Below are 26047 nucleotides of genomic sequence, written 5' to 3'. Positions count from 1 at the left end.
CGTGGATTTTATCATCCACGCCCATTCTATCAAACCATTCCTTACAGCTGGCGTAATTCCTGTTTGATTTCTGTTTTGCCTTTTGTTTTTTCATCGATATCTTTGATTTTTTTCGCAGGTGTTCCCGCTACAACGGTATATGGCTCGACGTCATTTACAACGATGGCTCCGGCAGCGACAACCGCGCCTTTACCGATTGTTACGCCTTCAAGCACAACCGCATTTGCGCCGATCACAACGTCGTCTTCCACGACAACAGGCTTAGCGCTAGGCGGCTCAATAACGCCCGCTAATACAGAACCCGCTCCGATGTGGCAGTTTTTGCCGACAGTCGCGCGTCCGCCGAGAACAACGTTCATATCAATCATCGTACCTTCGCCGATGACTGAACCGATATTAATAGATGCACCCATCATGATAACGGCATTGTCGCCGATTTCAACTTGGTCGCGGATAATAGCGCCGGGCTCGATTCTCGCTTTAACATCTTTTAAATCAAGCATCGGGATCGCAGAGTTGCGGCGGTCATTTTCAATGACGTAATCCTCAATTTTGTCTTTGTTTTCTTCGATTACGCTTTTAATTTCAGCCCACTCGCCAAAAACGACGCCGGATTGGCCGTTCAGGAATGTTTTAGCGGAATCGCCAAAGCTGATTCCTTCAAGATCGCCTTTTACATACACTTTTACAGGCGTTGATTTTGTACTATTTTGAATAAATGAAATAATTTCATTTGCATCCATCATTTTCATATGTATTGTCCTCCTCTGATTTTCTACCTCATTACTGTAACAAAGGAAGGATACAAAGACAAGAAAAAAAGGAACAAGCCTTTATTCTGCCGGCTGGCTGCACAGCGCGGCAAACTGTCTTCCGAATTCCCGGAGCTCTTCTTCCTCACTGCCCTCAGGGTTGTTTTCAATTTTGACCGCCGGCAGCACCACCCGCCCGCCGCGGGCCGTGATTACTTTTTCCAATTCGTCAACCGCTCCGCAAAAAAACTCATAGGACGTATCTCCGGAACCGAACAAAGCAAATGTTTTCCCTATAAACTCCAGGTTTTCCATATCTTCAGCAATATCGAGCATTTCATCAGGAAGATCCCCGTCTCCCCACGTATATGTGCCTAATAAAATATACTCGTAATCATTAAAAAGTTCGGCATGAATATCCATCGCTTCATATCTGTCTACGGATGCTTGTGCTTCGATCAGCCCTTTTTCAATTAAATCCGCCATCGCCTCGGTGTTTCCTGACATTGTGGCGTAAACAAGCAATACATTCCCCATCTTCGTCTCTCCTTTATGCATAAAAACTAATGTGCGAGCCGAACCGCCTCATACGGTCTGACAAACTTACTTTCGTAAAGGCCCGCGCAAAAAAAGTTTTCTTCCCGGTTGGCCACCCGCCATCCGTGACCGCGGATCGTATCAAACCACTTTAATTCACCGGCGGCGAGATCAGCTTGATAAATACGCGAAAATCCGTTTTCGTCCTGTGACGATGTGACATAAATAATCCCGTTATCCTCAGAAACGTCGAGAAATGATTTTTCCCGTACGGCGGGTCCGGCTGTAATGGCAAACTCCTCTTGCGTCCGCACGTTTCGGACGGCAACCTCCCCCCGTTCTCCCTTTGCCGCGCCCTTTGCTGCAATGAGCCAGTCATTCTGATACATCCTCATTGAAGCCGTCATGCGCTGCCTTTCGCGGCTTATACGCCGGATGCGGTCTTCCGTCAGATCATACGCCCAAATGCCGCCATGATTCATGTGAATCCGGGTGCCGATATAAATCGTCTGACCGTGTAAACAAAGCGAACGGATGACAGGCGGCTCCTTTAATTGTGAAAAGGGCTTAGCCACATGCCAAGTGACGCCGAAATCATCAGATAAGTAGAGGCAGTATGTGCCGTGCGCACAGACAAACCCGTCATTCCGCCCGGCAACGGCCCATACGGAGGCGTTCGTCGGAAACCGGGAGGCCGTCCAGGTCTTTCCCTGATCGGCTGATCTGAGGACGGCGCCTTTTTCTCCAGCCGCGAATATGTAGGGCCCTATGTAAGTCAGCACATGAATTCTGCTTTTCACTCGGAACAGTCTCTTCCAGCCTTCTTCCGCGGAAAAATGAAAAATACCTTCGTCTTTCACTGCGACAAAATATCCTGAGGTCACTGATGCCATGACAGCCGTCGCGCCTTTATGAAACATGGCACCGGTCTCCGTGGTGAGCGGCCCATGCAAGAAAACCGCGGACAAATTCTTTGCAGCATTCCTGATCCTCAGCCGTCTCGGGCGCCAGCTCAATTTTCAGCGTTTCCGGATATAAATTGGCTCCGGCCTGTTCAAACGCATCGCAAAACAGCGTGACCGCTTCGCAAAACTTCGGGTAGGCGTGATCGCCTGAACCGAAACAGGCCGTTTTCAGTCCGTTGAGCTGGCTGTGCAGAATATCTTCGTAAAAATCTTCCGCTTCGTAAGGAAGATCACCGTCCCCCCATGTGTACGTGCCGACAAAAACATAATCATATGCTTCGAGAGAATCCGCATCTGCTTCGTCCATGTCAAGACAGTCAACTGCTATCTGATGCCCGCTCAGTGTTTCTTTTATAATGCCGGCAATATCCTCTGTATTCCCCGACATGCTTGCGTATATCATTAATGCTTTCTGCATATGACCACCTCGTAATTGATAATGATTTTCATTAACATATATAACACTTTAAATGATAATGATTTTCATTGTCAATAAAAAATAAAAAAAGACAGCATGATTGCTGTCTTTCTAAAATGGGCGTTCCTGCTTCAGCATATCTTTAATGACAGAAACAAAAGCCTGCACCTGTTTTAATTCAAATGCCGGCTCATAACCGAGCAGCCATGTGTCACGGCCGATCGGATGATCTTTTGTATCAAGCAGGGGCATTTTATTTACTTTGTCTTCCTCTTCTAAGGTGACTGACGGCAGAATGGCATATCCGATCCCGTGCAGCGCCATCTGCTTGCACGTTTCAATCTGATCGACAAGGATGGTCTGTTTCGGCGAGGTTTTGAATTTTTGATGCCACCAATGCTGAATTTCCTGAAAATATGTACTGTCACTTTTGAATTGGATGAACGGCCGATCGGTATGGGCAATATCATCAATACAGGAAATTTCCGTATCGACCAAATATAAATGATCGGTCATTAAATAATCTTTCCGGCCTTTCCATTCCGGATTTCCCCGGATAATGCCGATATGTACCTGATCTTCATACAGACTTTTCAGCATTTCGCTGCTCCACCCTGTAATGAGAGAGACCTTTGCATTCGGATATCGTTCCACATATGTTTTTAACACTTTCGGAAGCCAGTGCTGCCCGATAATCGAGGCGACGGCAAGCTTTAATGTGCCGTGAATCTCACCCTCAAGTTCATCAATGTTTTCTCTGATTCTTTCTTGCCGATCCGTGACGTCATTTGCAAATTGTATGATTTTTTCTCCTGCCGGCGTTACCGTAAGTCCTTTTTGAGACCTAAGAAAGATCTTTGTTCCCCAGGCTTTTTCAATGGTCTGCAATCGCTGGGACAGAGCCGGCTGTGACACGAATAACCGTTCGGCAGCCTTCCTCATGTTTAATTCCTCAGCTAAAACTACGAGCATATGAAGCTCTTGAAGCTGCATGTCGTCCTCCTTTTCAATGCCTTTTCGTATTTCTTATCTACCATTCTAATAAAATAAAGGCTGCCGAGGCAAGCGCCACTCATATGTATGCGTTTTCTTTTTCCGGCATGCAAAAGAACAAATAGGCTGATCGTGCGAGCCTACTTATTCAATGATCTGATATGGCTGCTCAACTGCTTTAATACGACTCTTCTCGTGAAAATGCCTTCAAAGACGCCTTCATCATTTTCAACGCAGACAAAGCCGTTGTTAATGACCATGCTGAACCCTTTGATAATCGGATCATTGATGTGGAGACGGGGAATGTCTTTCAGCATGACTTCCTCAACCGTAATTTGATCCAGCTTCTCAAACTCGATCCGTTCAAGTCCGAAAATGCTGTTCATAATCATATTTGTCCCGATCAAACCGTGCAGACGGTACGAAGCGTCAAGGACGGGAATGGCGGTATAGCCGGTTTTCGTCAGCACTAATAGAGCATGCTCAAGGTTGTTTCCGACTTGAACGTGCGCCACTTTATCCGCCTCGATCATAAATTGTCCGACTGTTGCATCAAGAAGCTGATCTGATTGTAAGCTAATCATGTCACTTCGACCCCTTTACATTTTTCATCAAAGCATGTATTCCCTATATTGCAATAATATAAACATTATCATTTTTTGTCGAAAAGTTTCCGTCAATAAAAAAGATACTCTTTGCAATCGAGTATCAATTTATAGGCCGCTGATTAATTTTCATTCCGAAAACGGTCATAGAGCGTTACGAGTTTTTTATAAGTGGTTCCATCAACGCTTTTTGACCCTGCTTCTATATCGTTGATTTCGCTGGTCAAAAGCTCAATGGCATATTCTTGATTGATCAGGATATTCAGCAGAAGTTTCTGTTCTTCTTCCGTAAATCGTTCACCGATAAGACTCATACGTAATCAGGCCCCCTATTTTTAACTGAATACCTCCGAAAGCAATGTGAAATTTGCTTTCAGCTCTACCGCTAGAATAAGTAAACAGAAAAAAATCGTCAACCGCATAATTCGACATTTTGCGGATTCTGTATGAAATATTATTTTGTGTAACGATTGGCATAACTGAATGCTGTGCAGGAATCGGGCTTGATTTTCGCTTCAATGCCCATCGAGGTAATGCGGCCGGTCATTTCTTGTATCAATTCTTTTGTCAGTCCTTTTTGACCGATATCCAGATGCACTTCAAATGAAAGATCCGCCCCTTCATCCGCAAAAGGCAAGAGTAAATCTGTCATTTCCATAAGACGGCCGTCGAGGATGTGCGCAGCCATCTCCTGGCTGAACGCGGTTTCCAGCGAAATTTTTTCGCGAAGGCTATGTATCGGTCTTGCAAGATCATGATTTTTCAAACAGCCCCAAGCTCCCTTGCCTGTACGGTGCAAGTGTATAGCCGTAATAAACTTTGTGAAGTCGCGGTAAACTTGTGAATCAGTCCCTACAGACAGCACGTATGCTGAACGGGGGTCTTTATTGACAAAGCGTTTCAGCCGCTCCGTCACGTCTTGAAAGGTCATCTGTGCCTCAGAAAGATTATAAAACAGAAAAGAATCAGCCATGTACGGACACTCCTCTTTCCAGAGTCTACAACCAAACGAACAAGCACGTTCCTTTGCATAATTTAATAAAGCTCCGCTTGCGGAAGACCGGAAGCTTGGTCAGCCTGAAAAATCAAATCAAATTACTGAAGGAGCTCAAAAATTTCAATAGAAATCATGTCAATGTTATCAAACGGATATGTGTTAGGTTTTTCACCTTTTTGGAAAACCGTCAGTTCAAACGTTTGATTTTTTTCGAAATATTTAACACTGCAAATTTTTTCGCCGTTAACTTCAAAATAACGCTGCATCGGCTCGTTAGCCGCTTCCGCTGTTTCTTGCAGACTTTGCAGCCGCGTGATGATACCCATTAATTGTGACATTCTAAAAAAAGACTCCTTTCAAAAAACAACTTCAAATCAACAAGTATTTATTATAATACAAGTTCTACAGAGCATCATACCATAAAGTAGACCGGGATGGCATTTTCCCGCTGGATTTTCAAAAAGAAATAAACGGGAAAACCGTGTTTTCGAATAGTTTGAAGCTTTTTTCGGAATGTCATACACCTTTCAAAAATAATTTTTCGCTTTTTGAGCCGCCATTATCAGATGTATGTAAGGAGAAGCCTTTTTATGCGCAGACGGCATAAAAAAACTTGGCGGGGGTAGCGCCAAGTTTTTTCGGATCTTGATCTGATAGAGGGGTTGGGGAACAGAGAGTAACTTCTCTCTATAACCAAATGATAATGATTATCAGTATCATTGTCAATCGTTTTTTAAAACTTTTTTCAAATGAACAAAAAAAGCGGCATACAGCCAGCCGCTTTAAAGTAACCCGTCCTGTTCATATAAATAAGAGTAAGGCAGATCGATAAATAAATACATATTGTCATCCATCGGGTATGAAAAGGTTCTGATCATCTCACCTGTCTCAATATCACTGTACAGGTCACTGAAAAAACCTTTTCTTGAATTCCGCATCTTCATGATGTTTTCTAAAAAGTACGGACGCCAGCTCCAGTTTTTCTCCATGTATTCAGGCTGATAAAGCCATTCGCCGGACTGCTTGAACACATTTCCCGTCAGCTGATAGCCTTCTTCATCACACATATAAATTCTGAAACAGCAGTCCGTCAGGTTTTCCGCCAGTTTTTTAATAAACTCATCGTCCGCCTGATGGGTTTTCTTCAGTTCGGAAACTGCCTGATTGACCCGCTTATAAAAATTCTCAGAGTGTTCATATACCGTTTCCAGCTTCTTTTTTTCTCTCGTGATAAATTGCTGAAACTCCGTTTTCAAGCGTGCTTTTAACAGGCTCCGGTCTATAAAATCGCCGCTCGGCGCCTGCAGATAATAGCCTTGAAAAAATCGGCCTCCGTTTCTCCATGCGTACTGGAGCTGGAAATCAGCTTCTATATCTTCATACAGCAGTGCGGCGCCGATTTTTCTCGCCAGCAATGAAATGCTGTACAGCACATGCTCATATGATGGTGACGGCTGAGATACCTTCAGCGCCTGCAAATCTATTTTCAGAAGGTCCGGTGAAAGGAGCGCGATTCTGTCCAGGTTGCTGCTCTCCTTACCTATATTGTCCACCGCGATTTTAATGCCGTATGTACGATAGTAGGCAAGCATATGGTACAGCTGTTCAATGTCGCCTTCGAAATTGTGCTCGGTGATCTCAAGCACAATACGGTTCAATTCAATGCCCTGCTCTTCGTATTCTTTCAAAAGCTCAAGAAAGCTTTCGCCGTGGTCAAGCATCAATACATTCGCATCCTGATTGATAAAAATCAACAGATCACGATCAGCTTCTTTAAACCTCTCCAGCGCCTGCCTGATGACTCTGTCATCGACCTCAAGCTTATATTCTTCCGGAATGCCGGAATCTAAGAAAAACGGCCCAAGGCTCTCAATCTCCGCATCTGCCAAAATCCGCCCAAGCACTTCGTAGCCTACGACTCTTTGTTCCTCAGCGTTAAAAATCGCTTGGTAATACGGAATGACATCATCAATATTCGTCAGTATATCAAGTGGGTCCAACATGTTATCACCTGCTTCTCTATCTTTGTCTGATTATACACAATTATATCAGCACCACAAATGTTTAGATTAGGGGAAAAGGAGGCAGTATGGCAGCAGCTTAAAATAAAAGGGGAACATTTTTAAGATCACTCTTCAGACCGGTTAATTAAGGACGTTGTTCATTTGTTTCGCAATCACAAATAAAAGGATAAATATAAGAGCATTATAACCGGCAGCTGTCCAAAAATAATGGCTCCAATCAGTGCTGTTAAATATCCAATCATCATCATGTTTCAACTGAAAGAAAGTTCCTTTTTTCTCTAAAGTGCCACATGTAAGAGTTGTTAACCCGCCAACACTCTCGGAAACGTCAACTCCATACATTGAACCGGCATGATCAGTATAATTTATTGGCATGTACGTATAATCAGATAAAATCTTTCCGCCAGCTTGGTTGGCAGAGACACATATAATACAGCCGATGTATCGCCTCCGAGCCCACTCAAATACTCCCTGGCTTTATAATTTCGTTTCATCAGATGTAAGATTGGTATTTTGATAATACTCCGGAGTAAAAGCACAAATAATAAAGTACCAAATATTAAAGATGATAACGAAACTGCTTACAAATAGTACAACGAACCATTTTCATAATTTCTTCAATTAATCGCCCCTTAATCTTTCAAAATTATATCATAATTTTGAATAGAAAATAAAACAAGCGAACGGCGGCTTTAACGTTCGCTTGTTTTGCAAAATAATCAATATATGAAAAATTAAAACGGATAAGGATTCAGCCATTGCCCCCCGTCCATTGTGATACAATCCCCGTTTATGTAGGACGCTTCATCAGAAAGCAAAAACGCTGCCAACGCGGCGATTTCCTCCGGTGTGCCCAGCCGGCCGAGCGGCACACTGTTCATAGTGCGGGACACCGCTTTTTCCGATTCAAACAGCTTCTCCGCACCGCCTGTCCGTTCAATCGGGCCTGGGGCTATCGCGTTTGTGCGGATGCCGTATTTGCTCCCCCATTCAACGGCCAGCGTTCTTGTCAGTGACAATACCCCCGCTTTGGCTGCAGCGGAATGAACGACACCCGCTCCCGCTCCCCATGCGTATGTAGCGGCCATATTTAAGATGACGCCCTTCTGCTCCTGCTCGATCCAATGCCTTGCCGCTGCTTGGCTGCAGAAAAATGTGCCGTTTAAAACAATCTCAATAACAGCTTTCCATCCATTGGGCGTCAGCTTCTCTGCCGGGCAAATAAAGTTGCCGGCCGCATTGTTAATCAGCGCATCGAGCCGGCCAAAGACTTTTTTCGCTTCTGTAATCATGTCTGAAGCGGCGGAATCAGAACGGACATCCATTTGAAAACAGGCGACCTGTCCCTCAAAGGTCTCAATTTCTTTTTTTGTTTCCTCAAGTGCTTCATGGTTCCTCCCTGTCACCATGACGTGCCATCCTAATTCAGCCTGTTTTTTCGCCATTGCTTTTCCCATGCCGCTTGAACCGCCTGTAATGATTACCGCTTTCTTATCCATAACAAACCCACCCCTTTTTATTGAATGAATAATCATTCATAATTTTATCACAGATGTCTATCCGCGTCATTACATGCTGAGAAGGGATTTTTCAGCCAGGCTGATGATATAATAGAACAACTCTGACAAAGGTTGGTTTTACATATGGAGAAAATGACCAGAAGAACATTTTTAAAAAGAGGATTCGGCATTTTGGGTGCAGCTCTCGCAATGGCTTGCGGAGGTTACGGCTATGCCCGGTATATTGAACCGCGCATGATTGAGATCACCCGGCATACAATCACCAGCCGCCTGATCCCCCGCGGTTTTGACAATTTTAAAATCGTTCAATTCAGCGATACGCATCTCAGTGATGTGTTTACATCCGGTGACTTGAATAAAGCAGCGGAAAAGATCAATCAGCTGAAACCCGATCTGCTCATCTTTACGGGAGATTTAATTGATAAGCCGCATTTATTTAATGATCACCAGCATGCACTCGCCGTGCTGCAAAATCTTGAAGCTCCCTTCGGCAAACTTTGTGTTTACGGAAACCATGACCACGGCGGCTACGGTACGAACACGTACAAGGCTCTGATGGAAGCGGCTGATTTTCAAGTGTTTCGAAACGGCTACCATCAGGTGCAGCTGACAGACGGAAGCCGGATTGAATTCGCGTTTTTGGATGATGTAATGCTCGGAAAACCCGATTATGAAGGCACCCTGTCACGCCTTTCCGAAGATGCGTTTTCCATTTTAATCGTCCACGAGCCTGATGCCGCTCTCAAGACAGGCGGATATCCCGTAAACCTCCAGCTGTCGGGACACACTCACGGCGGCCAGGTCCAGCTCCCGTTTTTCGGCCCTCTCATTACGCCTCCTTACGGAAAAACGTATACCGACGGCATGTATACACTGCATGACACAGCCGTTTACGTCAATCGCGGGCTCGGTACGACAAGACTGCCGTATCGATTTTTAGCCAGACCGGAAATCACGCTGTTCACATTGAAAACCGAGCAAAAATAAGACTTTTATCCTGATGCACAAACACCCCCTCCGTAATATGTATATGGAAAAGAGCAAAAAGGAGGGTGATGAAACTGCTGACATATCAAGTGAAACAAGGAGAAACCATCTCAAGCATTGCGCAAGACTTCAGAATAAGCACTGCTGCTCTCCTTCAGGCAAATCCCTCAATCCAATCGGTCATATACGCGGGACAGCATATTATCATACCGAATCTTCCCGACCCATCCACCATTCCCTACTCCATCATCGTGTATATCGGAGCGAAGAAACTGGAGTTATACCGCCTTGGCAGGCTCATCCGTACGTACCCCATCGCAGTCGGAAAAATATTGACGACCACGCCGACCGGAGAATTTTACATCGTGAACCGCCAGCCTAAGCCCGGCGGCCCGTTCGGCGCTTATTGGCTCAGCCTCTCTAAAATTCATTACGGCATTCACGGAACAAATAATCCTTCCTCCATCGGCAAAGCGGTATCAAAAGGATGCATCCGGATGTATAATCAGGACGTCACTGAACTTGCCGCTACCGTTCCTAATGGAACAAGGGTGACTATTATAAGATAGAAAGATCTTATTTGTTAATGGAACGAGCTGATGATAATATATTACAGTGGGACCTCTAGGGTAAGGAGCGTGTTTATGGATATATTTAAAAATCGCAATTTTGTCCGTCTCTTTTTCGCAGCACTCGCTTCTCAAATGGGAACGACTGTAGGTAATATGGCTTTCGCTTTTTACTTGCTGGACCATTTTTCAAACCAGCCGGCATACACGACTCTGGCTGAGCTGATGTATTCACTGCCGACAGTTTTCGTATTTCTGATTGTCGGTGTCGCAGCTGACCGGCTTGACAGGAAAAAGGTCGCAGAGAATTGTGACTGGATCAGAGCCGGACTGACGATCGTATTGTTTGCCGCATTATACACCGGGAGCATCCCTCTCGTGTTCTGTATTTTGTTCATCAGAAGCGCCGTGACCAAGTTCTTTTTCCCGGCGGAAGCCAGCCTTGTACAAGCTATTCTGCCTAAGGAGCATTACGCGAAAGCGGCGGGACTTAACCAGATTCTGTTCAGCATCTTCATGGTATTCGGCGTCGGTATAGGCGCGTTTATGTATAAAACGATCGGTATTCACGGAGCCATCATCCTTGATTTTGTCAGCTTTATTGTATCAGGCTTTCTGATCCGCGCGTGCCGCATTCCGAAAGAAGCCCGTCAGCCGAACGGCCCTTTTAAATGGGGAGATTCGTTTCTGAAAGACTCGGTCGCTGATTTTAAGGAAGGGATCGTATATATTGTTAAAAACAAATTGCTTGCTTCCCTTATTTTCGGCTTTTTTATCTTTGGTTTTGTCAACGGCGGCTTTGCCGTACTGCCGATGTTTACGATGAAATACGGACTTGCGCCTGATCATTACGAATCACATACTTCCATCTTCACCGTCGCACTCGGCTTCGGCCTGCTTGCAGGAAGTGTGATCGGAACGATGATCGCAAAAAAAGTCAAACCGCATCATTTGATGTCGATTCCTATTTTGGCAGCCGGACTGCTCATTTTTGTCCTCGGCTATACGGATAAGCTGTGGATTTATTATGCGGCGGCTTTCGTCCTCGGCATGTGCATCGGCCCTGTCAATATCGCCATCGGCGGCTGGATGCCGAAAATCGTTCATCCGAAAATAATGGGCCGGGTCAGCGGCTGGCAGGATCCTTTTATGATGTTTGCCCAATCGATTACACTCGGACTGGTCGCCCTGTTATTTCCGAAATTCGTTACCAATATTGATTACCTTTATTACGGCATGGGAATCGTGATTTTAGCGGTATTTGTGTTCTATTTTATCGCTCTTCCGAAATACAGCGCCGAGACAGCAGAGATCGATGTGCAGCAATCATTAAAGGCTGATTCTGAAAAACATGCGAAACCTGTCTAATAAAGGAAAAAGATGCGCCCTTTTCATCAGAAAAAGGCGTATTTTTATAATCAATATTTGCATTTCAACGCTAAAAAAGTATAATCTATATATGAACTTGATCAATGCAAAGGAGAGAAATAATGGACGACCACGCTTATTCGAAAGAGCTGCAGCCAACCATCGAGAATCTTTCAAAAGCTGTTTATACTGTGAACCGCCATGCAAAAACCGCCCCCAACCCTAAATACCTTTATCTGCTGAAAAAACGGGCATTACAAAAGCTTGTGAAAGAAGGCAAAGGGAAAAAAATAGGGCTTCACTTTTCAAATAATCCCAGGTTTAGCCAACAGCAGTCAGACGTACTTATCTCTATCGGAGACTACTATTTTCACATGCCTCCAACAAAAGAAGACTTCCAGCATCTTCCGCATTTAGGTACGTTAAATCAATCGTACCGCAATCCTAAAGCACAAATGTCTTTGACAAAAGCGAAAAACGTATTGCAAAAATATGTGGGCTTAAAGGAAAAACCGCTTGCCGCCAACAGGCAGCAGCCCGCTTATCATAAACCCGTATTTAAAAAACTTGGTGAGAGTTATTTTTAATTCCGCCGCAAAAAAAGCCGATGCGTCATGCATCGGCTTTTTTCTATTCAATCACGTACGTATCCACTTTTTTAATGAGCTCGCTGATTTCAGGCTTGCTGATCTGTTCATCCGCTCCGACTACTTCGCCCCGGTGGCGCAGGTCGTCCGTAATCAGGGACGAGAAAATCATAATCGGCACATCAGAGCTTTGCGGGTTATCCTTAAGGAGCTTCGTCAAACGATGCCCGTCCATTTTCGGCATTTCAATGTCACTGATAATCATGTCAATATGGTCTGACAGGTTTGCTCCGTTATCCGTCAGTTCCACGACGTAATCATACGCTTCTTTTCCGTTTTCAAACGTAACGATTTCACTGTACCCCGCCTCAGTCAGCTCATCCGTCAAAAGACGCATCAGAAGCGGCGAATCTTCAACGATGATCAGTTTTTTACCCGCCCGTCTTTCATCAAATCCTTCCTGATGGACATGATAAGTCTCAACTCCGGATGCCGATTCAATATCATAAATGATCTTTTCATAATCAGGCAGAAAGATCATCGTGTCTTCCAGTTTGATGATTCCCGTTAAATGCCGCTCCATCCCCTGGTTCAGGGAAGTCGGCTTTTCAATCGCCTCCCAGGACACCCTGTGGATTTGTGAAACGGAACCGACGTGAAAGACGATTTTCCGCTTGTTGAATTCCGTTACGATATATTTATCGTCTTTTGCTTCTTCGGCATCAACGCCGAAAAAGGTATACAGACTGATGACGGGAAGAATTTCGCCTCTCAGCTTAATCATCCCTTCTACGTCTTTATGAGACTGAGGCACAGATGTGACATCTACCGGCTGAATGATTTCCCGGACTTTCATCACATTTATGCCAAATGTATTGACACCTACTTCAAATTTGACGATTTCTAATTCGTTTGTGCCTGAATCCAATAAAATATCGTATTGTTGTAAAGACAATTCAATCCCTCGCTATCCGCATTCAGTATTGTACTGTATATATCGGCTGTAAACGGAAAAAGTGAATGTATTCGATCCAACTGGCCATGAACTCTTTATAAAAAGATGCTTTTTTCTGATATCCCATTGACTTTTTGACATCGAGTGGTAAAATAGTCAAGGATTTTTCAGGAAGAAGGGTGTAATAAATGGGTACAGTAGTCATATTCGACCAAGATCAAATGACGGTGTTAGAAGATATCAGCAAAACGGCTTACCTGCAAATGAAAAAAGAGGCGAAAGAGCGTCCCGACAAGCCCGCTCCATACATCTTATGGCGGGAAGACGTCAGCTTTGAATACGGGTATTAATGACATTCGCCACATATCACAATAGATAGATCATGATACAATGAAGACAATCATTTCAGCTGGTTGTCTTATTTTTTTCTGAAAGAAGGTATGTTTTCACATATCGGACATATACTCGGGATAGTTCAATAAAAAGATGACAAATGCTCAGCTAGTGGTAAAATAGGAGAAACTCAATATATAGTATAAGGTGATGAATTATGGAACATTTGCTTAATCCGAATGTAAAAGAAATTGAAATTTCAGGAATTCGCAAATTCTCAAATCTTGTAGCTCAGCACGACAATGTCATTTCGCTTACGATCGGTCAGCCGGATTTCTTCACGCCGCACCATGTCAAAGCGGCTGCCAAAAAGGCAATCGACGAGAACGCAACGGCATATACTCCGAATGCGGGCGGCCTTGAGCTGAGACAGGCCGTACAGCTTTATATGAAGAAAAAAGCTGATTTGAATTATGAAGCTGAAACTGAAATCATCGTCACAACCGGGGCAAGCCAAGCGATTGACGCGTCTTTGCGGACGATTTTATCTCCGGGCGATGAAGTTATTCTCCCCGGACCGATATATCCGGGCTACGAACCGATCATCCGCATGTCGGGTGCCGTTCCGGTCCATGTGGATACGACGACACACGGATTTAAGCTGACGGCGCGGCTCATTGAAGAATCGCTGACACCAAAAACAAAATGCGTCATTCTTCCTTATCCGTCAAACCCGACCGGAGTGACATTGTCTGAGGAAGAGCTGCAAAACATCGCAGCCGTCCTGAAGGGCAGAAATGTTTTTGTCCTGTCTGATGAGATTTACAGCGAATTAACCTATGACAGACCGCATTATTCGATCGCGTCTTATTTGAGAGACCAGACGATCGTCATCAACGGCCTGTCAAAATCACACAGCATGACGGGCTGGAGAATCGGTTTCATTTTCGCACCGAAAGAAATTGCCAAGCACATCTTAAAAGTTCACCAATACAGTGTGACATGCGCGTCTTCAATCTCTCAGAAAGCGGCTCTTGAAGCGGTGACAAACGGTGTTGATGATGCGCTTATTATGAGAGAACAGTATAAAAAGCGGCTTGACTATGTATATGACCGTCTTGTTTCAATGGGGCTTGACGTCGTAAAGCCGTCAGGCGCATTTTATATCTTCCCTTCCATTAAGTCATTCGGAATGTCATCGTTTGATTTTAGTATGGCTCTTTTAGAGGATGCAGGTGTGGCTCTTGTGCCCGGCAGCTCGTTTTCAAAGTTGGGTGAAGGGTATGTGAGGCTGTCATTCGCATATTCACTGAATACATTGAGAGAAGGCTTGGACCGGCTGGAAGCATTTATTTTAAAAACGAGAGAATCCATGCAGACTATTTAAACAACGGCATAACGCCGTTGTTTTTTATTGTTTCGGGAATGTAATATGAAAGGCCGTGCCTCTATCCGGTTTGCTGTCTACTTGGATAGCTCCCTGGTGGTTTTTAATAAGGTTGAATGTGACCATCAGCCCCAGGCCGGTTCCTTTTTCTTTCGTTGTCAAAAACGGTTCGCCTATTCGTTTCAGCACGTTTTCCGGTATCCCGTCACCCTCGTCTTTCACCGTCACATTAACGGAATACTCATCTTCTGTCATGATGATGTGAACCGTTCCCCCATCCGGCATCGACTCAACGGCATTTTTAATCAGATTGATAAACACCTGTTTCAGCTGATTTTGATCACCGTTAATATACATGCTGTCATGTTCGTAATCCGTTTTGATAAAAATCCCTTTAAGATTTGCCTGCGTCTCTAAAAGAGCGGTCACTTCACTTATAATTTTCTTTAAGTTTACACGCTCTTTCACGGCGTTTTGCTGAGGTTTGGCAAGCATTAAAAGCTCACTTAAAATCAATTCGATTCTGCTCAGTTCAGAAAACACAATTTCAAAGTAATGTTCGTTTTCCTCCATCGTCGGCTTCATGAGCTGTAAAAATCCTTTGATCGCCGTCAGCGGATTGCGGATTTCGTGAGCGATTCCCGCCGCCAGCTGCCCTGCGATAGACAGCTTTTCCGACTTCAGCATTAATTCCTCCGTCTGCTTCCGCTCAGAAATATCACGCAGAATGACCTGCACGGCCGTTTCTCCGAAAAACGTCGTCGGAATGCAGACCATTTCCGTGTAGATCAGCCGGTTTTTAAAGGTAAACCACGATTGCTTAATAATTTCTGACTCGGTCTTTCGGTTGATAATATTTTGGATCCGCTGTTTCACGCCGTCATGATCACAGGGATGAAGCTGATCATAGACGTTTTTCCCGATTAAATCTTCATATGTTTCAGCCTCAAACAGCGAAATACCCGACTCATTCATGAATACCCATTTATCATTGTGAATCACGGCGATCGTGTCAATTGAATTCTGAATGAGGAGCTGATAACGCTCTCTGCTTTTTTGCAGAATCGTTTGGAATTTTTTCCGTGAAGAAATATCAATCAGAAGCAGCAATTCCGCCCGCTGATTTTTATATGTCGTCGGTGCCGCCTTTACTTCTAAATGAACGGGCGTGCCGTCGAGCCTTCTCCACGTCTGTTCGATCATTCCGACTTCCATTCCTTTTTGCATCCGCACAATTCGGTTTTTCACAATGTCGTGATACTCTTCTTCAATAAACTCATAAGAGCGCCTGCCGATTACCTCGTCTTTGCTGTCGGCTCCCAGCATGGCAAGCATCGCGTTGTTGGCGTAGGCGATTGTGCCGTTGATGCTGACATATAAAGGATTCGGCAGCATTTCGACAAGACGCTCGAATTCGCCGTTTCCAGCCGCATCTTCCGACTGTTGTTCTGCCTTTTGCTTCTTTTGTTCATACATATAAGGCCGGCGGGGCGTCTTCTCCTCAAGCACCTTGATTTTGAGGATGATTTCCCGATCCGTCCCCTCCATTTGCGGTGTGACAATTTCCACACCCGCTTCAAGCCATACGATGGTATGATCTTTTTTAATAAGACGAAAGGTGCAAGGCATCAAATGATGCTCATTATAGAAGTAACTTTCAACCAAAAATTGATCTTCTTCATGCAGGAACGTTTTGAGAAATGACCCGATCATCTCTTCCTGAGAATAACTGAAGTACGATTTGCAGTTTGCAGAAATATACATAATACGCCCGTTAGACGTCAAAACGGCATGAAGATCGGTTTTCGATTGAAACTGTTTGACATGCTGAGTATCCTGTTCCACAGAATCCCTCCTTTGCATTATACTCGCACTGCAGGCTGGACACGGACTGATATAAAAAGAAATTCCACTAGATTGATTCGCTAAAAAATAAGCATTCTCCTTCTATTCTTATTGTGAACGTCAATTTTCCTGAATGAAAGAAAGGGCGCACGAGATGTTCGGCCGCCCTTTCATTTGTTATTTTTTATTGTATTTCTTTTCAAGCTCTTTGTAAGCGTCAACTGCTCCCTTGGCAATGTTTTTACTGATATGATCTTTATCATCTCGAACAGACGGAACGACGACGCTGAATGCCACTCGTGGATGTTCTGACGGATAATAGCCGACAAAGGTCAGGTTATACGTCTCTTGCCCCCACCAGTTTTTGTTCGTGCCATAATAGTGCGTCTGCGCGGTTCCCGTTTTTCCGGAAACATCAGCGCCGGAACCTTGGAATGTTGAATAAGCCGTTCCTTGAGGTGAGCTTGTGACCAACTTCATTCCTTTATGAACTTGGTCAAAATCGCTCGGGCTGTTATTTACTTTGTTCAAAATTTTAATATCTCGCTGTTCAATCGCTTTTCCAATCTTGTTTTTGCTGTCCGGTTCATGAATGCTTGTGACGATCCGCGGCTGGACGCGATACCCGCCGTTTGCGATGGCTGAAATATATTGAGCCATTTGAAGCGGCGTATACGTATCAAACTGTCCGATCGCAAAGTCAAGCAGTAATCCCCCGACCATTTGCGGATTTGACTGCATGCCCGCTGATTCCTGCGGAAGATCAATCCCGGTCTTCACACCCAAGCCAAATTGGGCGTAATAGTTGCGCATTTTTTTAATATCGTCTAATCCGGCCGGCAGCATGCCGTGCGGAACGTAGGTAATGCCCGCTATATGCATGGCCACATGAAACATATATATGTTTGAACTTCTTTGCAGCGCGGTCAGCTCAGTAATGGTCCCCATTTGTGTCCACGAGTGCTTTTCCGTGCCGTCTTTAAACTTAAGCGGTGCATCGACAAACGTTTTATAATGCGGGAGGCCGCTTTGGTAACCCGCAAGAACAGTCGCTCCTTTAACAGAAGAGCCCATCTCATATTGGGTCGTAAATGCTCCGATCGCAAAATCCTGTGTTTTATTTGTTTCGAGATCGATGCGTTTCCCCGCCATTGAGAGAATATCCCCGTTGTTCGGGTCCATCATGACGGCAAATCCTCTGTCAACCATAAAGTTGCCTGCGGCGCGGCTTCTTCTCAGCTCTTTTTCAATGACTTTTTCAACTTTCGACTGTAATTCCATATCGAGCGAGAGCTGCAGATCGTAGCCTCTGCTGCCTTCATCGACGGGCTTTTGGCTGACGACCTCACCTTTGCTGTTTTCCACATACTCTACTTTTTCTTTATGTGCGTTTAAATAGTCTTCATACTGATATTCAATGTAGCTTTTACCCACCCGGTCATTCAGTGAGTAGCCTCTTGTGACATAATAATCTTTCCGTTCGCCCAACAATCCCTGTTCCGGTGTCGTCACACCGCCGAACAGAGAGTACAGCGTTTTGTCGTATGGATATTTCCGCGTCCAGTCATTGATCACGTCAATGCCGGGGAGCTCTTTCAGGTGCTCGGATACGACGGAAACTTCTTCATATGTCAGGTCGCTTTTTGGTTTTTGCTTGTTGTTTTCATGCTCGTCAAGCAGTGAACCGCTGTTTCCGTTTCCGTTCAGCTTATTCGGGTCCATTGATTTGACGACTTGCGGCTGATAGGCGTTGCCGCTTGAAAAACGCGTATAAATCGCCGCGATTTCCAGCTCTTTTTTATTTTTTTTGATCGCGTCAATCTCCTGCTTCGGAACGCGTTCAATCTGGCGTTTGTATACTTCTTGGGATTTCAGGCTGTTTTCTGAATCCTTCATAAGCTTTTCCGCCTTCTTCGGATGTGCGGCAAGCCAGTAATCAATGATATTTCGATCCTTCATAAATTCAGTATCAATATGAATCAGTGCGGCAAGATTTTTTGCCGTTTTCAATTTGTCCTTTGCCGAGGTTTTTGAGGTAGAAACGTATACAATTTCAGGCACGGCCTGGTTATCAACCGCCACTCTGTTCCGCTTGTCATACATTTTTCCCCGCGGTGTCGGATAATAGGCGGTTTTTGCATTTGCCTTCTCCGCATCCTGGCGGTGTTTATCCCCTTCGACAATCTGGACGATGCCGAGTTTAAAAATCAGTGCCGTAAAGAGAAGGAAAACAACTAAAAAATAGAGATTCATTCTCAGCGCTCTGTAACGTTTCGTTTTTTTCTTTGGTTCGCGCGCGACTTCAGCCACTTTCTGTTACACCTCTCAAATCATTGAATATATTTACATAAACAGATTTTAATTGTAACATTTTTGTAAAAGTTGTTACAGCGAAAACGGGTAAAAAAAACTGTCAAGATCAAATTATCTTAAAATATATCTAACACTTCAAATAGTTTGAAGTGATGTAACGGATTTTAAAAAATAATACAGATCGTTTTTCCTGATATAAAGCCATTTTTCTGTGCTCAATTACAATTATGACAAACGTTTGTTGTCAAAGGAAATGGCTGCCTGCATTATGACAAAAAAGCTGTGATAAGATTTTTCATGTAGAAAAAAACTTCTCTGGGAGGCTATTAACTATGAAAAAAGCATTTCTCTTATCTGCTGCTGCGGCAGTCAGTTTGATTACATTCGGAGGCATTCAGCAGGCATCTGCCAAAGAGCTGTCATGCCAGCACGTCGTTACCGTAAAAAAAGGAAACACTGTACAGCATCTGACTCTTCAAGAGGCTGTTGAAAAACTACATATGAGAACGAGCGTGAAACAGCTGAACGTTAAAAATGAGAAAGAACTGACTCAGCTGCTGCAAAAACACGCAAAGCATTCTGATATGATAGTTAAAGACGTTCAAAAAGAAACACCGGCAAAAACGGCTCCGGCAGCTGCTGAAAAACCGAAAGCCGATCAAAACCAGCAAAACCAGGCTGCTGACAATGCAAAGCAGACAGATAACACAAACAACAGCAGCGAGAAAACTCCTTCTTCTGTCAGTGCGTACGAAAAGAAAGTCGTTGAATTGACAAATGCAGAGAGACAAAAGCAAGGTTTAAAACCTCTGCAGATTGATGATAAACTAAGCAAATCCGCTCACGCAAAATCACAAGATATGAAAGACAAAAACTATTTCGATCACCAAAGCCCTACTTACGGCTCACCTTTCGATATGATGAAGTCTTTCGGAATCACTTATAAAACTGCTGGTGAAAATATCGCCAAAGGACAGCCGACTCCTGAAGCTGTCGTTAAAGCTTGGATGAACAGTGAAGGCCACAGAAAGAACATCATGAATCCTGAGTTCACTCAAATCGGTGTCGGTTACGTAGAATCAGGAAACATCTGGACACAGCAATTTATCGGAAAATAAATAATAAAAAAGATTGCCCCTGCGGGCAATCTTTTGCTTGTCGAAAAAGTGACTGAGACGGTGCAAAAAGCGCTCAAAACCGGTGAAGCCGGAGGCGGCTAAATCTTTATTTACGAAGTTCCCAACACAATCAACATCCGTACGGGCGAAGAAGGGCCCGACACTTTATAAATTTATAAACTTTTGAAGCTCCCGGCACATAAGTGCTGGGAGCTTTTTTGTAAAATCTTAAACGTGATGATTAAATTGGTTTTGTTAGCCTTTGCTTCTTTGGTAATACTTTATTTAATAAAAAGTAGAATTTACCTATTTTTCTGTTGAATATTTTTTCAAAATTTAGTAATATATTGAATGGGTTTCTAAATAAATAGAGAAAGGAAGTTTCAATTGAAAAAAATTGTAATGACACTATTCACAGTTGCTCTTTTGACATCCGGGATTTTCTCAAACAGTTCAGAAGCGTTAGCCATGACTTCAAAAGGAGCAATTAAATTCCAAACAGATGCTAATACTTACTCAAAACACGCTACTTCTATTGTCGTAACAGGTACTATGTCTAATCATGAGCTAAACTGGGGTGTTACAGTTTTTCTTGAAAATAAAAAAGGAAAATTAGTCAAAGTTATAGATGTTAATGGCCATAATATTCGCAGTTTTAAAGTAAGCTTTTTGACGAAAAATATTCCAGCAGGCAAGTATGATGTGCAAGTAGCATCGACTTGGGGAACTCGAACCTACATAGGGGAACTGAAACACTATATTACTGTACAACATTAAAATTCATATTATTAACAAATGGGTTTAACGTTGATTTCATCTGGAATTCTCAAAAAACAACATGTAATGATGAAATCTCTGAATCGAGGATGTTTTCGTAAATCTCTTGGATTTTTTACGATACATCCTCTTTTATTTTTCAGTTTTGCTAGAAGGCTAATCTATAGAATTTCAATTTCGGATGCCCAATTATTAGGTTTTAATTGCGGGAATCAACTCGATTTATTGCTATGTACATTTGGGTTACTCGAATTCATAGTTGAATCAAACATGATACATCCTACTGTTGGAAAGTTGTATTAATCCTTATAACTATTCGGAAATCCCCCTTTTGATTTATAATAGACAGCCTGCATCAAACAAACGAGGGGGATTCCAAACAGTAGAATATTATAAACGGATACATGTTAATACATTACCCTGCCAAGTTCCTGTCTTCATTAAAGGCTCTAAGAATCAAGGTTTGCAGATCATTGTTTACAAAACACCATCAACAATACCGTAAGCCTTCGCTTCCTCGTATCCATAAAATATCGCGTTCGGGCAATCTTTTTTATTTCACCCAAAGCTTATAAATACTTTGAGTTCCGCTGTTTTCTTCACCTTGCGCGGAAAGCTTGTCGTATAATGATTTGGCCAGCGCCAATCCGGGCATTTCTTCTCCCATCAGCTCCGCTTCTTCAAGGGCGATTCCCATGTCTTTAATAAAGTGTTTCACGTAGAATCCGGGCGCAAAATCGCCTTTCAGCATACGGGGAGCGAGATTTGACAGTGACCAGCTGCCAGCCGCTCCGGTTGTAATGCTTTTCAGCACTTGTTCCGGGTTCAGACCGGATTTTTCAGCGTAAGCCATCGCTTCAGCCACTCCGACCATTCCCGCTGCAATCGCGATCTGATTGCACATTTTCGTATGCTGGCCGCTGCCGGCCGGCCCTTGATACTGAATGTTTTCCCCCATAACGGAGAAAAGCGGCAGGCATGCTTCAAACGCTTCTTTTTCTCCTCCGGCCATAATGGCAAGCGTTCCGTTCCTCGCGCCGATGTCTCCACCGGAAACAGGTGCATCCAAGGCGTGAATGGACTTTTCTTTGGCTTTCTCCGCAATCTTTTTCGCCAGAGACGGTTTTGATGTCGTCATGTCAATGACAAACGCCCCTTCTTTTGCGTGCCGGAGAATGCCGTTTTCGCCGAGATAGATTTCCTCGACATCACTCGGATAGCCGACCATGGTAATAATAATGTCAGCTTTCTCTGAAAGGTCTTTGACCGTCTCCTGCCAGACCGCTCCCTTATTCAGAATCTCTTCCGCTTTTTGTTTCGTACGCGTGTAGACTAAAACAGGATAGCCCGCTTCTAAAATGTGCGACGCCATACTGTTTCCCATGACGCCCAAACCGATAAATCCGACCGTTTTGTTCACTGCGCTTTCCTCCCATGATGCGATTCATAATATCATTCTTTCATGTCTATATTACCATATTATAGGCTGATAGAGACCGCGTTACAAGGTGAATTTAGAAATGGCGCTGATGAGATCTTCGCTCGCGCTCTTTAACATGTCAGTCGATTGCTTCACTTTTTCAAGCGTAACGAGCTGTTCATCAGTAGAAGCATTCACTTCTTCTGCGGCTGCCGCAGATTCTTGAGAAATGGCGGAGATGCTTTGAATCGCTTCTTGAATCGCGGCTTGTTCTTCACTCATTTTTTGAATGTCATTGTAAATATGATCTATACCTTGAACGAGAGACTGCATTTCCGTCGTAATCAGATTGAGGACCTCACCCGTTTCATGAATTGCGCTGTTTTGTTCATCATTCATTCTGCTTGCCTCAATCATCGCGTGTGACGCTTCTTTTGTCTCAGATTGAATCAGACGGACCGTCTCACTGATATGGCCGGAAGAAAGAGCTGATTGTTCAGCAAGCTTGCGGACTTCTTCCGCGACGACGGCAAAGCCCCGGCCGCTTTCTCCCGCTCTTGCGGCTTCAATGCTCGCATTCAGCGCCAAGAGGTTCGTCTGGTCTGAAATGGCGGATATTGCCGTCACGACTTCTTCTATGTTTTTCGTTTGTTCTTCCAGGTCATTCAGCATTGCCTCTACTTTTTTCGTTTCTGAATTGGCTTCGTTTGACTTCATCAGTAGCTGCCCGAGCGCGTCCAATCCTTTGTAGCTGGCATCCTCTGAAGATTTTGAGAGTTGTTTTATGCTGCCCGCGCGATCTGCGATTCCTTTTATTTTGACCGAGAGATTTTCTGATTTTTCATTGATCGTCTCAACCTCTGACGCTTGCTCTGTCGCTCCGGCGGCGACTTCCTCTATCGCTTTTGCGATTTGTCCGCTCGTTTCATTTGTTTCTTGTGAAATGACGGTTAGCTGGTCAGATGTATCAGACACATTTTCTGAGGAGGCCTTAACCTGTTCGACCATCTCTTTCATATTTTCAACCATTTGGTTAAAGTCTTTTGTTAACTCGCCTACTTCATCTTTTGATTTCGTCTGGGCGCGGACGGTTAAATCTCCCGCTGAGACCGAGTTTGTTTTGGCGATCAGCTGCTGAATCGGCCCGGTTATCGTTTTTGCTAGGAAATAGCTGAGTCCGATCGTAATCACAAGGGCGATCAGTGACATAAAAATGCTCACCGTGTTCATTTTATCGGCTACTCCCATCAGCTGATCTTTTTCAAACTGCGTTCCGACTTTCCACCCTGTTTCTTTTACCGTTTGGTAGACGACCATGTTCCCCTGCAGCTCTTTGATGCCTTCTTTATCCGTGGTGATGTCTTTTAACGTCTGATCTTCCGAAATATTTTTTCCCTGTTTTTCCGGATGCGCCAGAAGAGAGCCGTTTTCATCCGCCAAAAACGCAAATCCTTTATACGGTACCTTTTGCTCGTTGACCATGCTCTGAATGGAGGACAGCTTCAGATCTAAGCTCGCCACTCCGACGACGGTTCCGCTGTTTTGAATGGCTTTTGACGCCGTCACGATCATGTCTCCCGTCACTGCATCTTTATAAGGGTCAGTCCAGACAACCTTATCGGGTTTTTCAGCCGCCATCTTATACCACGTTCTATTTGTCGGATCATAGTCTTTGGCAAAATCGGCCTTTGGATATGTAAACATTTGTTTGTTTGCGGTTCCGACGTACGCAAGCGCGACATATTTGTCATTCTGTCCGATCTGTTTTAACTCATCGTTAAAAAGCCGCGCGGTTTCTTTGTTCCCATCTGATAGAAAAGACCGGGACAATTCACCGCCTGCTAATCTCAATAATACGGTCTCATCATTTTTCAGCTGAAGCTCAATGTTCTGACCGAGTGAATTGGTGACATTCTCTGTCGTACGTTTTGCTTCATCCGTCATCATCGGCTTTAATGTCAAATATGAAGAAACCGTTAAAAAAACAACCGTTACGATAAGCATTGCCGATACAAACACAGCAATTTTGATATGCATTTTTTTAAACATAACCATCCCCTCCTGAGAGTTATATCGGTCTTTCGGTCATGAAAATGAATAAATCTTGAAATAAATATCAAAAATTTCCGCCATTTGGCGCAGCAAAAAAAGAGCCGTCATGCCGACAGCTCCGCCTTACGTAAAATATTCGATTTTCGCTTTCGGAAAATAGGTTTCGATATAAGATTCGAGTGTTTCCCTTAAGTCATGTTCTTCGTCCTTTTGGTATATATACTTGCCGATTCCGTAGCGTCCCCATTTGTATCTGCGCTTTTCTTCATCAAGCTCAAGCTTTGTTTTCGGATAGTTCTTCTCAATCACCCGTTTGGCCGGTTTTGTAAAACGGTGCTGGATCAGTTCAAATGTAATGTCATGCCGAACGTCTTCATCAAGCGCCGCATCCAGTTTCTCAAACAGTTCCTTATAGCCTTCCTCCCAGCCATCGTGAATATAAATCGGCGCCACGATGAAACCGAGCGGATAGCCCGCTTTAGCGACTTTCACGGCGGCTTCTATCCGTTTGTCGAGCGGAGAAGTTCCCGGTTCAAAGTTTTTAATGACATAATCCGCATTGATGCTGAATCTGAACCTAGTCTTTCCGTTATGTTTTGCATCAAGCAAATGATCGACGTGGTGAAATTTAGTCACGAATCTGAGCTGTCCCAATTCGCTTTGTCCGAAATGTTCAATGGCTCTTTTTAATGTATGTGTCAGATGATCAATTCCGACGATATCAGATGTACAAGAGGCTTCAAATCTTGTAAATTCCGGCGCCCGTTCTTTCATATACTCATCAGCCTGATCCAGAATCTCTTCCACATTGACATATGTCCGGATGTAAGGCTTTGACCCCATCGTCGTCTGCAGGTAGCAATAGTGGCAATGCCCCATACAGCCCGTCGCAAATGGAATGGCATATTCGGCGGACGGCTTTGAAGAATCGAATTTCAGTGTTTTCCGGACGCCGATTACCAATGTTGATTTCGCGTTCCGGTATTGCTGCAAGTGATTTTTTCCCGGAATATTCCGGACTTGATTATGTGATGTCGTTTCTCTGATCTCAAGCCCCATGTTTTCAAACTTATTCTTCAGCTCTTGTCCTAACGGGTATTCGAGCGCTCTCGGTTCAATATAAACAAGCTGGGGCACAAACGGCTTCAGCATAGACAGACACTCCCTTTACATATTCTCATGTTGTTACTTTCCGTTTAAAAGAGAGTGAATATGCGTTGTAAACATTTCCTTTGATCAATGATACCGGTCTTCTTCAAAAAGCTCGCTGTAAAGCGCTTCCGCTTCCTCATATGTCGAAAAGACCGCGTCATCTTCGGCCAGCGGATGATAGGTTTCGTATAAAAACAGAGACAGTTCTCCCTCATGATACGGGTGATGGACGATCTCCGCCTCTTTAATATGGGCAACATTGGCGGCATGCGGATTGCGGTAAATCACATAGACCGTATCCCCCGCTGCAAATGATTTTGTCATGATAATCCCTCCTGTTGAAAGTTATTGTTCCCCCCTTTTTTTCGAATAT

25 protein-coding genes and 3 pseudogenes are annotated in these 26047 nt (G+C 44.0%); 9 read left to right on the top strand and 19 right to left on the bottom strand.

Annotation, left to right across the window (positions count from 1 at the left end):
- Positions 1-41: 41 nt before the first annotated feature.
- The 12 genes and pseudogenes from dapD to fadH all read right to left on the bottom strand — a co-directional run bounded on the left by dapD (position 42) and on the right by fadH (position 8790).
- Positions 42-752, bottom strand: a complete 711-nt coding sequence (gene dapD / locus ACKTRM_RS07105; protein ID WP_012117443.1) for a 2,3,4,5-tetrahydropyridine-2,6-dicarboxylate N-acetyltransferase — start codon at positions 750-752, stop codon at positions 42-44.
- A gap of 81 nt (positions 753-833) precedes the next feature.
- Positions 834-1289, bottom strand: coding sequence for a flavodoxin (locus tag ACKTRM_RS07100; RefSeq protein ID WP_012117442.1), 456 nt, complete (start codon positions 1287-1289; stop codon positions 834-836).
- Positions 1290-1315: 26 nt separating this feature from the next.
- The gene (locus ACKTRM_RS07095) at positions 1316-2209 is read right to left on the bottom strand and encodes a WD40/YVTN/BNR-like repeat-containing protein (RefSeq protein WP_012117441.1); all 894 of its coding nucleotides are present in this window, start codon (positions 2207-2209) and stop codon (positions 1316-1318) included.
- Positions 2199-2672, bottom strand: coding sequence for a flavodoxin (locus tag ACKTRM_RS07090; RefSeq protein WP_012117440.1), 474 nt, complete (start codon positions 2670-2672; stop codon positions 2199-2201). The genes ACKTRM_RS07095 and ACKTRM_RS07090 overlap by 11 nt, the downstream gene beginning before the upstream one ends.
- A 111-nt stretch (positions 2673-2783) precedes the next feature.
- On the bottom strand, positions 2784-3665 hold the full coding sequence (ccpC, locus tag ACKTRM_RS07085) for a transcriptional regulator CcpC (protein ID WP_007611101.1): 882 nt from the start codon (positions 3663-3665) through the stop codon (positions 2784-2786).
- Between the two features lie 140 nt (positions 3666-3805).
- Positions 3806-4249 (bottom strand): cyclic-di-AMP-binding protein CbpB, encoded by a 444-nt coding sequence (gene cbpB / locus ACKTRM_RS07080; protein WP_003154608.1) that lies wholly within the window; start codon positions 4247-4249, stop codon positions 3806-3808.
- Between the two features lie 143 nt (positions 4250-4392).
- A complete protein-coding gene (gene abbA, locus ACKTRM_RS07075) occupies positions 4393-4584 on the bottom strand; it encodes an antirepressor AbbA (RefSeq protein ID WP_007409618.1) in 192 nt (63 codons plus the stop codon).
- A 140-nt stretch (positions 4585-4724) separates the two neighbouring features.
- A complete protein-coding gene (locus ACKTRM_RS07070; protein ID WP_012117439.1) occupies positions 4725-5243 on the bottom strand; it encodes a ribonuclease H-like YkuK family protein in 519 nt (172 codons plus the stop codon).
- 122 nt (positions 5244-5365) lie between these two features.
- Entirely contained in the window at positions 5366-5605 is a 240-nt protein-coding gene (locus ACKTRM_RS07065; RefSeq protein ID WP_003154613.1) for a YkuJ family protein, read from the bottom strand.
- Between the two features lie 444 nt (positions 5606-6049).
- The gene (locus tag ACKTRM_RS07060; RefSeq protein ID WP_007409615.1) at positions 6050-7270 is read right to left on the bottom strand and encodes an EAL domain-containing protein; all 1221 of its coding nucleotides are present in this window, start codon (positions 7268-7270) and stop codon (positions 6050-6052) included.
- Positions 7271-7411: 141 nt separating this feature from the next.
- Positions 7412-7861, bottom strand: a pseudogene (locus ACKTRM_RS07055) (hypothetical protein).
- Positions 7862-8025: 164 nt separating this feature from the next.
- Positions 8026-8790 (bottom strand): 2,4-dienoyl-CoA reductase, encoded by a 765-nt coding sequence (gene fadH / locus ACKTRM_RS07050; RefSeq protein WP_003154618.1) that lies wholly within the window; start codon positions 8788-8790, stop codon positions 8026-8028.
- A gap of 144 nt (positions 8791-8934) precedes the next feature.
- On the opposite strand from fadH, the gene ACKTRM_RS07045 reads away from it, so the two are divergent.
- From ACKTRM_RS07045 to ACKTRM_RS07030, 4 genes are all read left to right on the top strand, one after another.
- Positions 8935-9798 carry a metallophosphoesterase gene (locus ACKTRM_RS07045; protein WP_023356871.1) on the top strand — a complete coding sequence of 288 codons (864 nt, stop codon included), beginning with the start codon at positions 8935-8937 and terminating at the stop codon, positions 9796-9798.
- Between the two features lie 74 nt (positions 9799-9872).
- Positions 9873-10367 carry a L,D-transpeptidase family protein gene (locus ACKTRM_RS07040; protein ID WP_088462390.1) on the top strand — a complete coding sequence of 165 codons (495 nt, stop codon included), beginning with the start codon at positions 9873-9875 and terminating at the stop codon, positions 10365-10367.
- A gap of 75 nt (positions 10368-10442) precedes the next feature.
- The gene (locus tag ACKTRM_RS07035; protein WP_012117436.1) at positions 10443-11735 is read left to right on the top strand and encodes an MFS transporter; all 1293 of its coding nucleotides are present in this window, start codon (positions 10443-10445) and stop codon (positions 11733-11735) included.
- A gap of 122 nt (positions 11736-11857) precedes the next feature.
- Positions 11858-12322, top strand: a complete 465-nt coding sequence (locus tag ACKTRM_RS07030; protein WP_003154622.1) for a YkyB family protein — start codon at positions 11858-11860, stop codon at positions 12320-12322.
- A gap of 43 nt (positions 12323-12365) precedes the next feature.
- On the opposite strand, the gene cheV is transcribed toward ACKTRM_RS07030, so the two are convergent.
- Positions 12366-13277 carry a chemotaxis protein CheV gene (gene cheV / locus ACKTRM_RS07025; RefSeq protein ID WP_012117435.1) on the bottom strand — a complete coding sequence of 304 codons (912 nt, stop codon included), beginning with the start codon at positions 13275-13277 and terminating at the stop codon, positions 12366-12368.
- Between the two features lie 188 nt (positions 13278-13465).
- On the opposite strand from cheV, the gene ACKTRM_RS07020 reads away from it, so the two are divergent.
- Positions 13466-13627 carry a hypothetical protein gene (locus ACKTRM_RS07020; RefSeq protein ID WP_007409608.1) on the top strand — a complete coding sequence of 54 codons (162 nt, stop codon included), beginning with the start codon at positions 13466-13468 and terminating at the stop codon, positions 13625-13627.
- 200 nt (positions 13628-13827) lie between these two features.
- Positions 13828-15041: pseudogene (locus ACKTRM_RS07015) on the top strand (aminotransferase A).
- Here the strand turns inward: ACKTRM_RS07015 and ACKTRM_RS07010 are convergent.
- Together ACKTRM_RS07010 and ACKTRM_RS07005 are read right to left on the bottom strand one after the other, a co-directional pair.
- A complete protein-coding gene (locus tag ACKTRM_RS07010; protein ID WP_023356869.1) occupies positions 15022-16842 on the bottom strand; it encodes a PAS domain-containing protein in 1821 nt (606 codons plus the stop codon). The pseudogene ACKTRM_RS07015 and the gene ACKTRM_RS07010 overlap by 20 nt on opposite strands.
- A 177-nt stretch (positions 16843-17019) precedes the next feature.
- Entirely contained in the window at positions 17020-19152 is a 2133-nt protein-coding gene (locus ACKTRM_RS07005) for a peptidoglycan D,D-transpeptidase FtsI family protein (protein ID WP_012117432.1), read from the bottom strand.
- A 335-nt stretch (positions 19153-19487) separates the two neighbouring features.
- Between ACKTRM_RS07005 and ACKTRM_RS07000 the strand changes: the two genes are divergently transcribed.
- The 3 genes and pseudogenes from ACKTRM_RS07000 to ACKTRM_RS06990 all read left to right on the top strand — a co-directional run bounded on the left by ACKTRM_RS07000 (position 19488) and on the right by ACKTRM_RS06990 (position 21050).
- The gene (locus ACKTRM_RS07000) at positions 19488-20273 is read left to right on the top strand and encodes a CAP domain-containing protein (protein WP_012117431.1); all 786 of its coding nucleotides are present in this window, start codon (positions 19488-19490) and stop codon (positions 20271-20273) included.
- Between the two features lie 39 nt (positions 20274-20312).
- Positions 20313-20444, top strand: a pseudogene (locus ACKTRM_RS06995) (P-II family nitrogen regulator); the annotation flags it as partial.
- Positions 20445-20660: 216 nt separating this feature from the next.
- Entirely contained in the window at positions 20661-21050 is a 390-nt protein-coding gene (locus ACKTRM_RS06990; protein ID WP_012117430.1) for a hypothetical protein, read from the top strand.
- A 553-nt stretch (positions 21051-21603) separates the two neighbouring features.
- On the opposite strand, the gene ACKTRM_RS06985 is transcribed toward ACKTRM_RS06990, so the two are convergent.
- The 4 genes from ACKTRM_RS06985 to ACKTRM_RS06970 all read right to left on the bottom strand — a co-directional run bounded on the left by ACKTRM_RS06985 (position 21604) and on the right by ACKTRM_RS06970 (position 25998).
- Positions 21604-22470, bottom strand: a complete 867-nt coding sequence (locus tag ACKTRM_RS06985) for an NAD(P)-dependent oxidoreductase (protein WP_003154640.1) — start codon at positions 22468-22470, stop codon at positions 21604-21606.
- An 81-nt stretch (positions 22471-22551) separates the two neighbouring features.
- Positions 22552-24519 carry a methyl-accepting chemotaxis protein gene (locus ACKTRM_RS06980; RefSeq protein ID WP_012117428.1) on the bottom strand — a complete coding sequence of 656 codons (1968 nt, stop codon included), beginning with the start codon at positions 24517-24519 and terminating at the stop codon, positions 22552-22554.
- Between the two features lie 126 nt (positions 24520-24645).
- Complete coding sequence (gene splB, locus ACKTRM_RS06975; protein ID WP_007611071.1) at positions 24646-25674, bottom strand: spore photoproduct lyase; 1029 nt, start codon at positions 25672-25674, stop codon at positions 24646-24648.
- Between the two features lie 84 nt (positions 25675-25758).
- Complete coding sequence (locus ACKTRM_RS06970) at positions 25759-25998, bottom strand: transcriptional regulator SplA domain-containing protein (RefSeq protein ID WP_003154646.1); 240 nt, start codon at positions 25996-25998, stop codon at positions 25759-25761.
- Positions 25999-26047 lie beyond the last annotated feature (49 nt).

The sequence above is a fragment of the Bacillus sp. D7-8 genome (assembly GCF_052055895.1).
Taxonomy (GTDB): Bacteria; Bacillota; Bacilli; order Bacillales; family Bacillaceae; genus Bacillus; species Bacillus velezensis.
The sequence above is the reverse complement of the archived record's forward strand: the minus strand, read 5'-3'. Positions and strand labels throughout refer to the sequence as shown.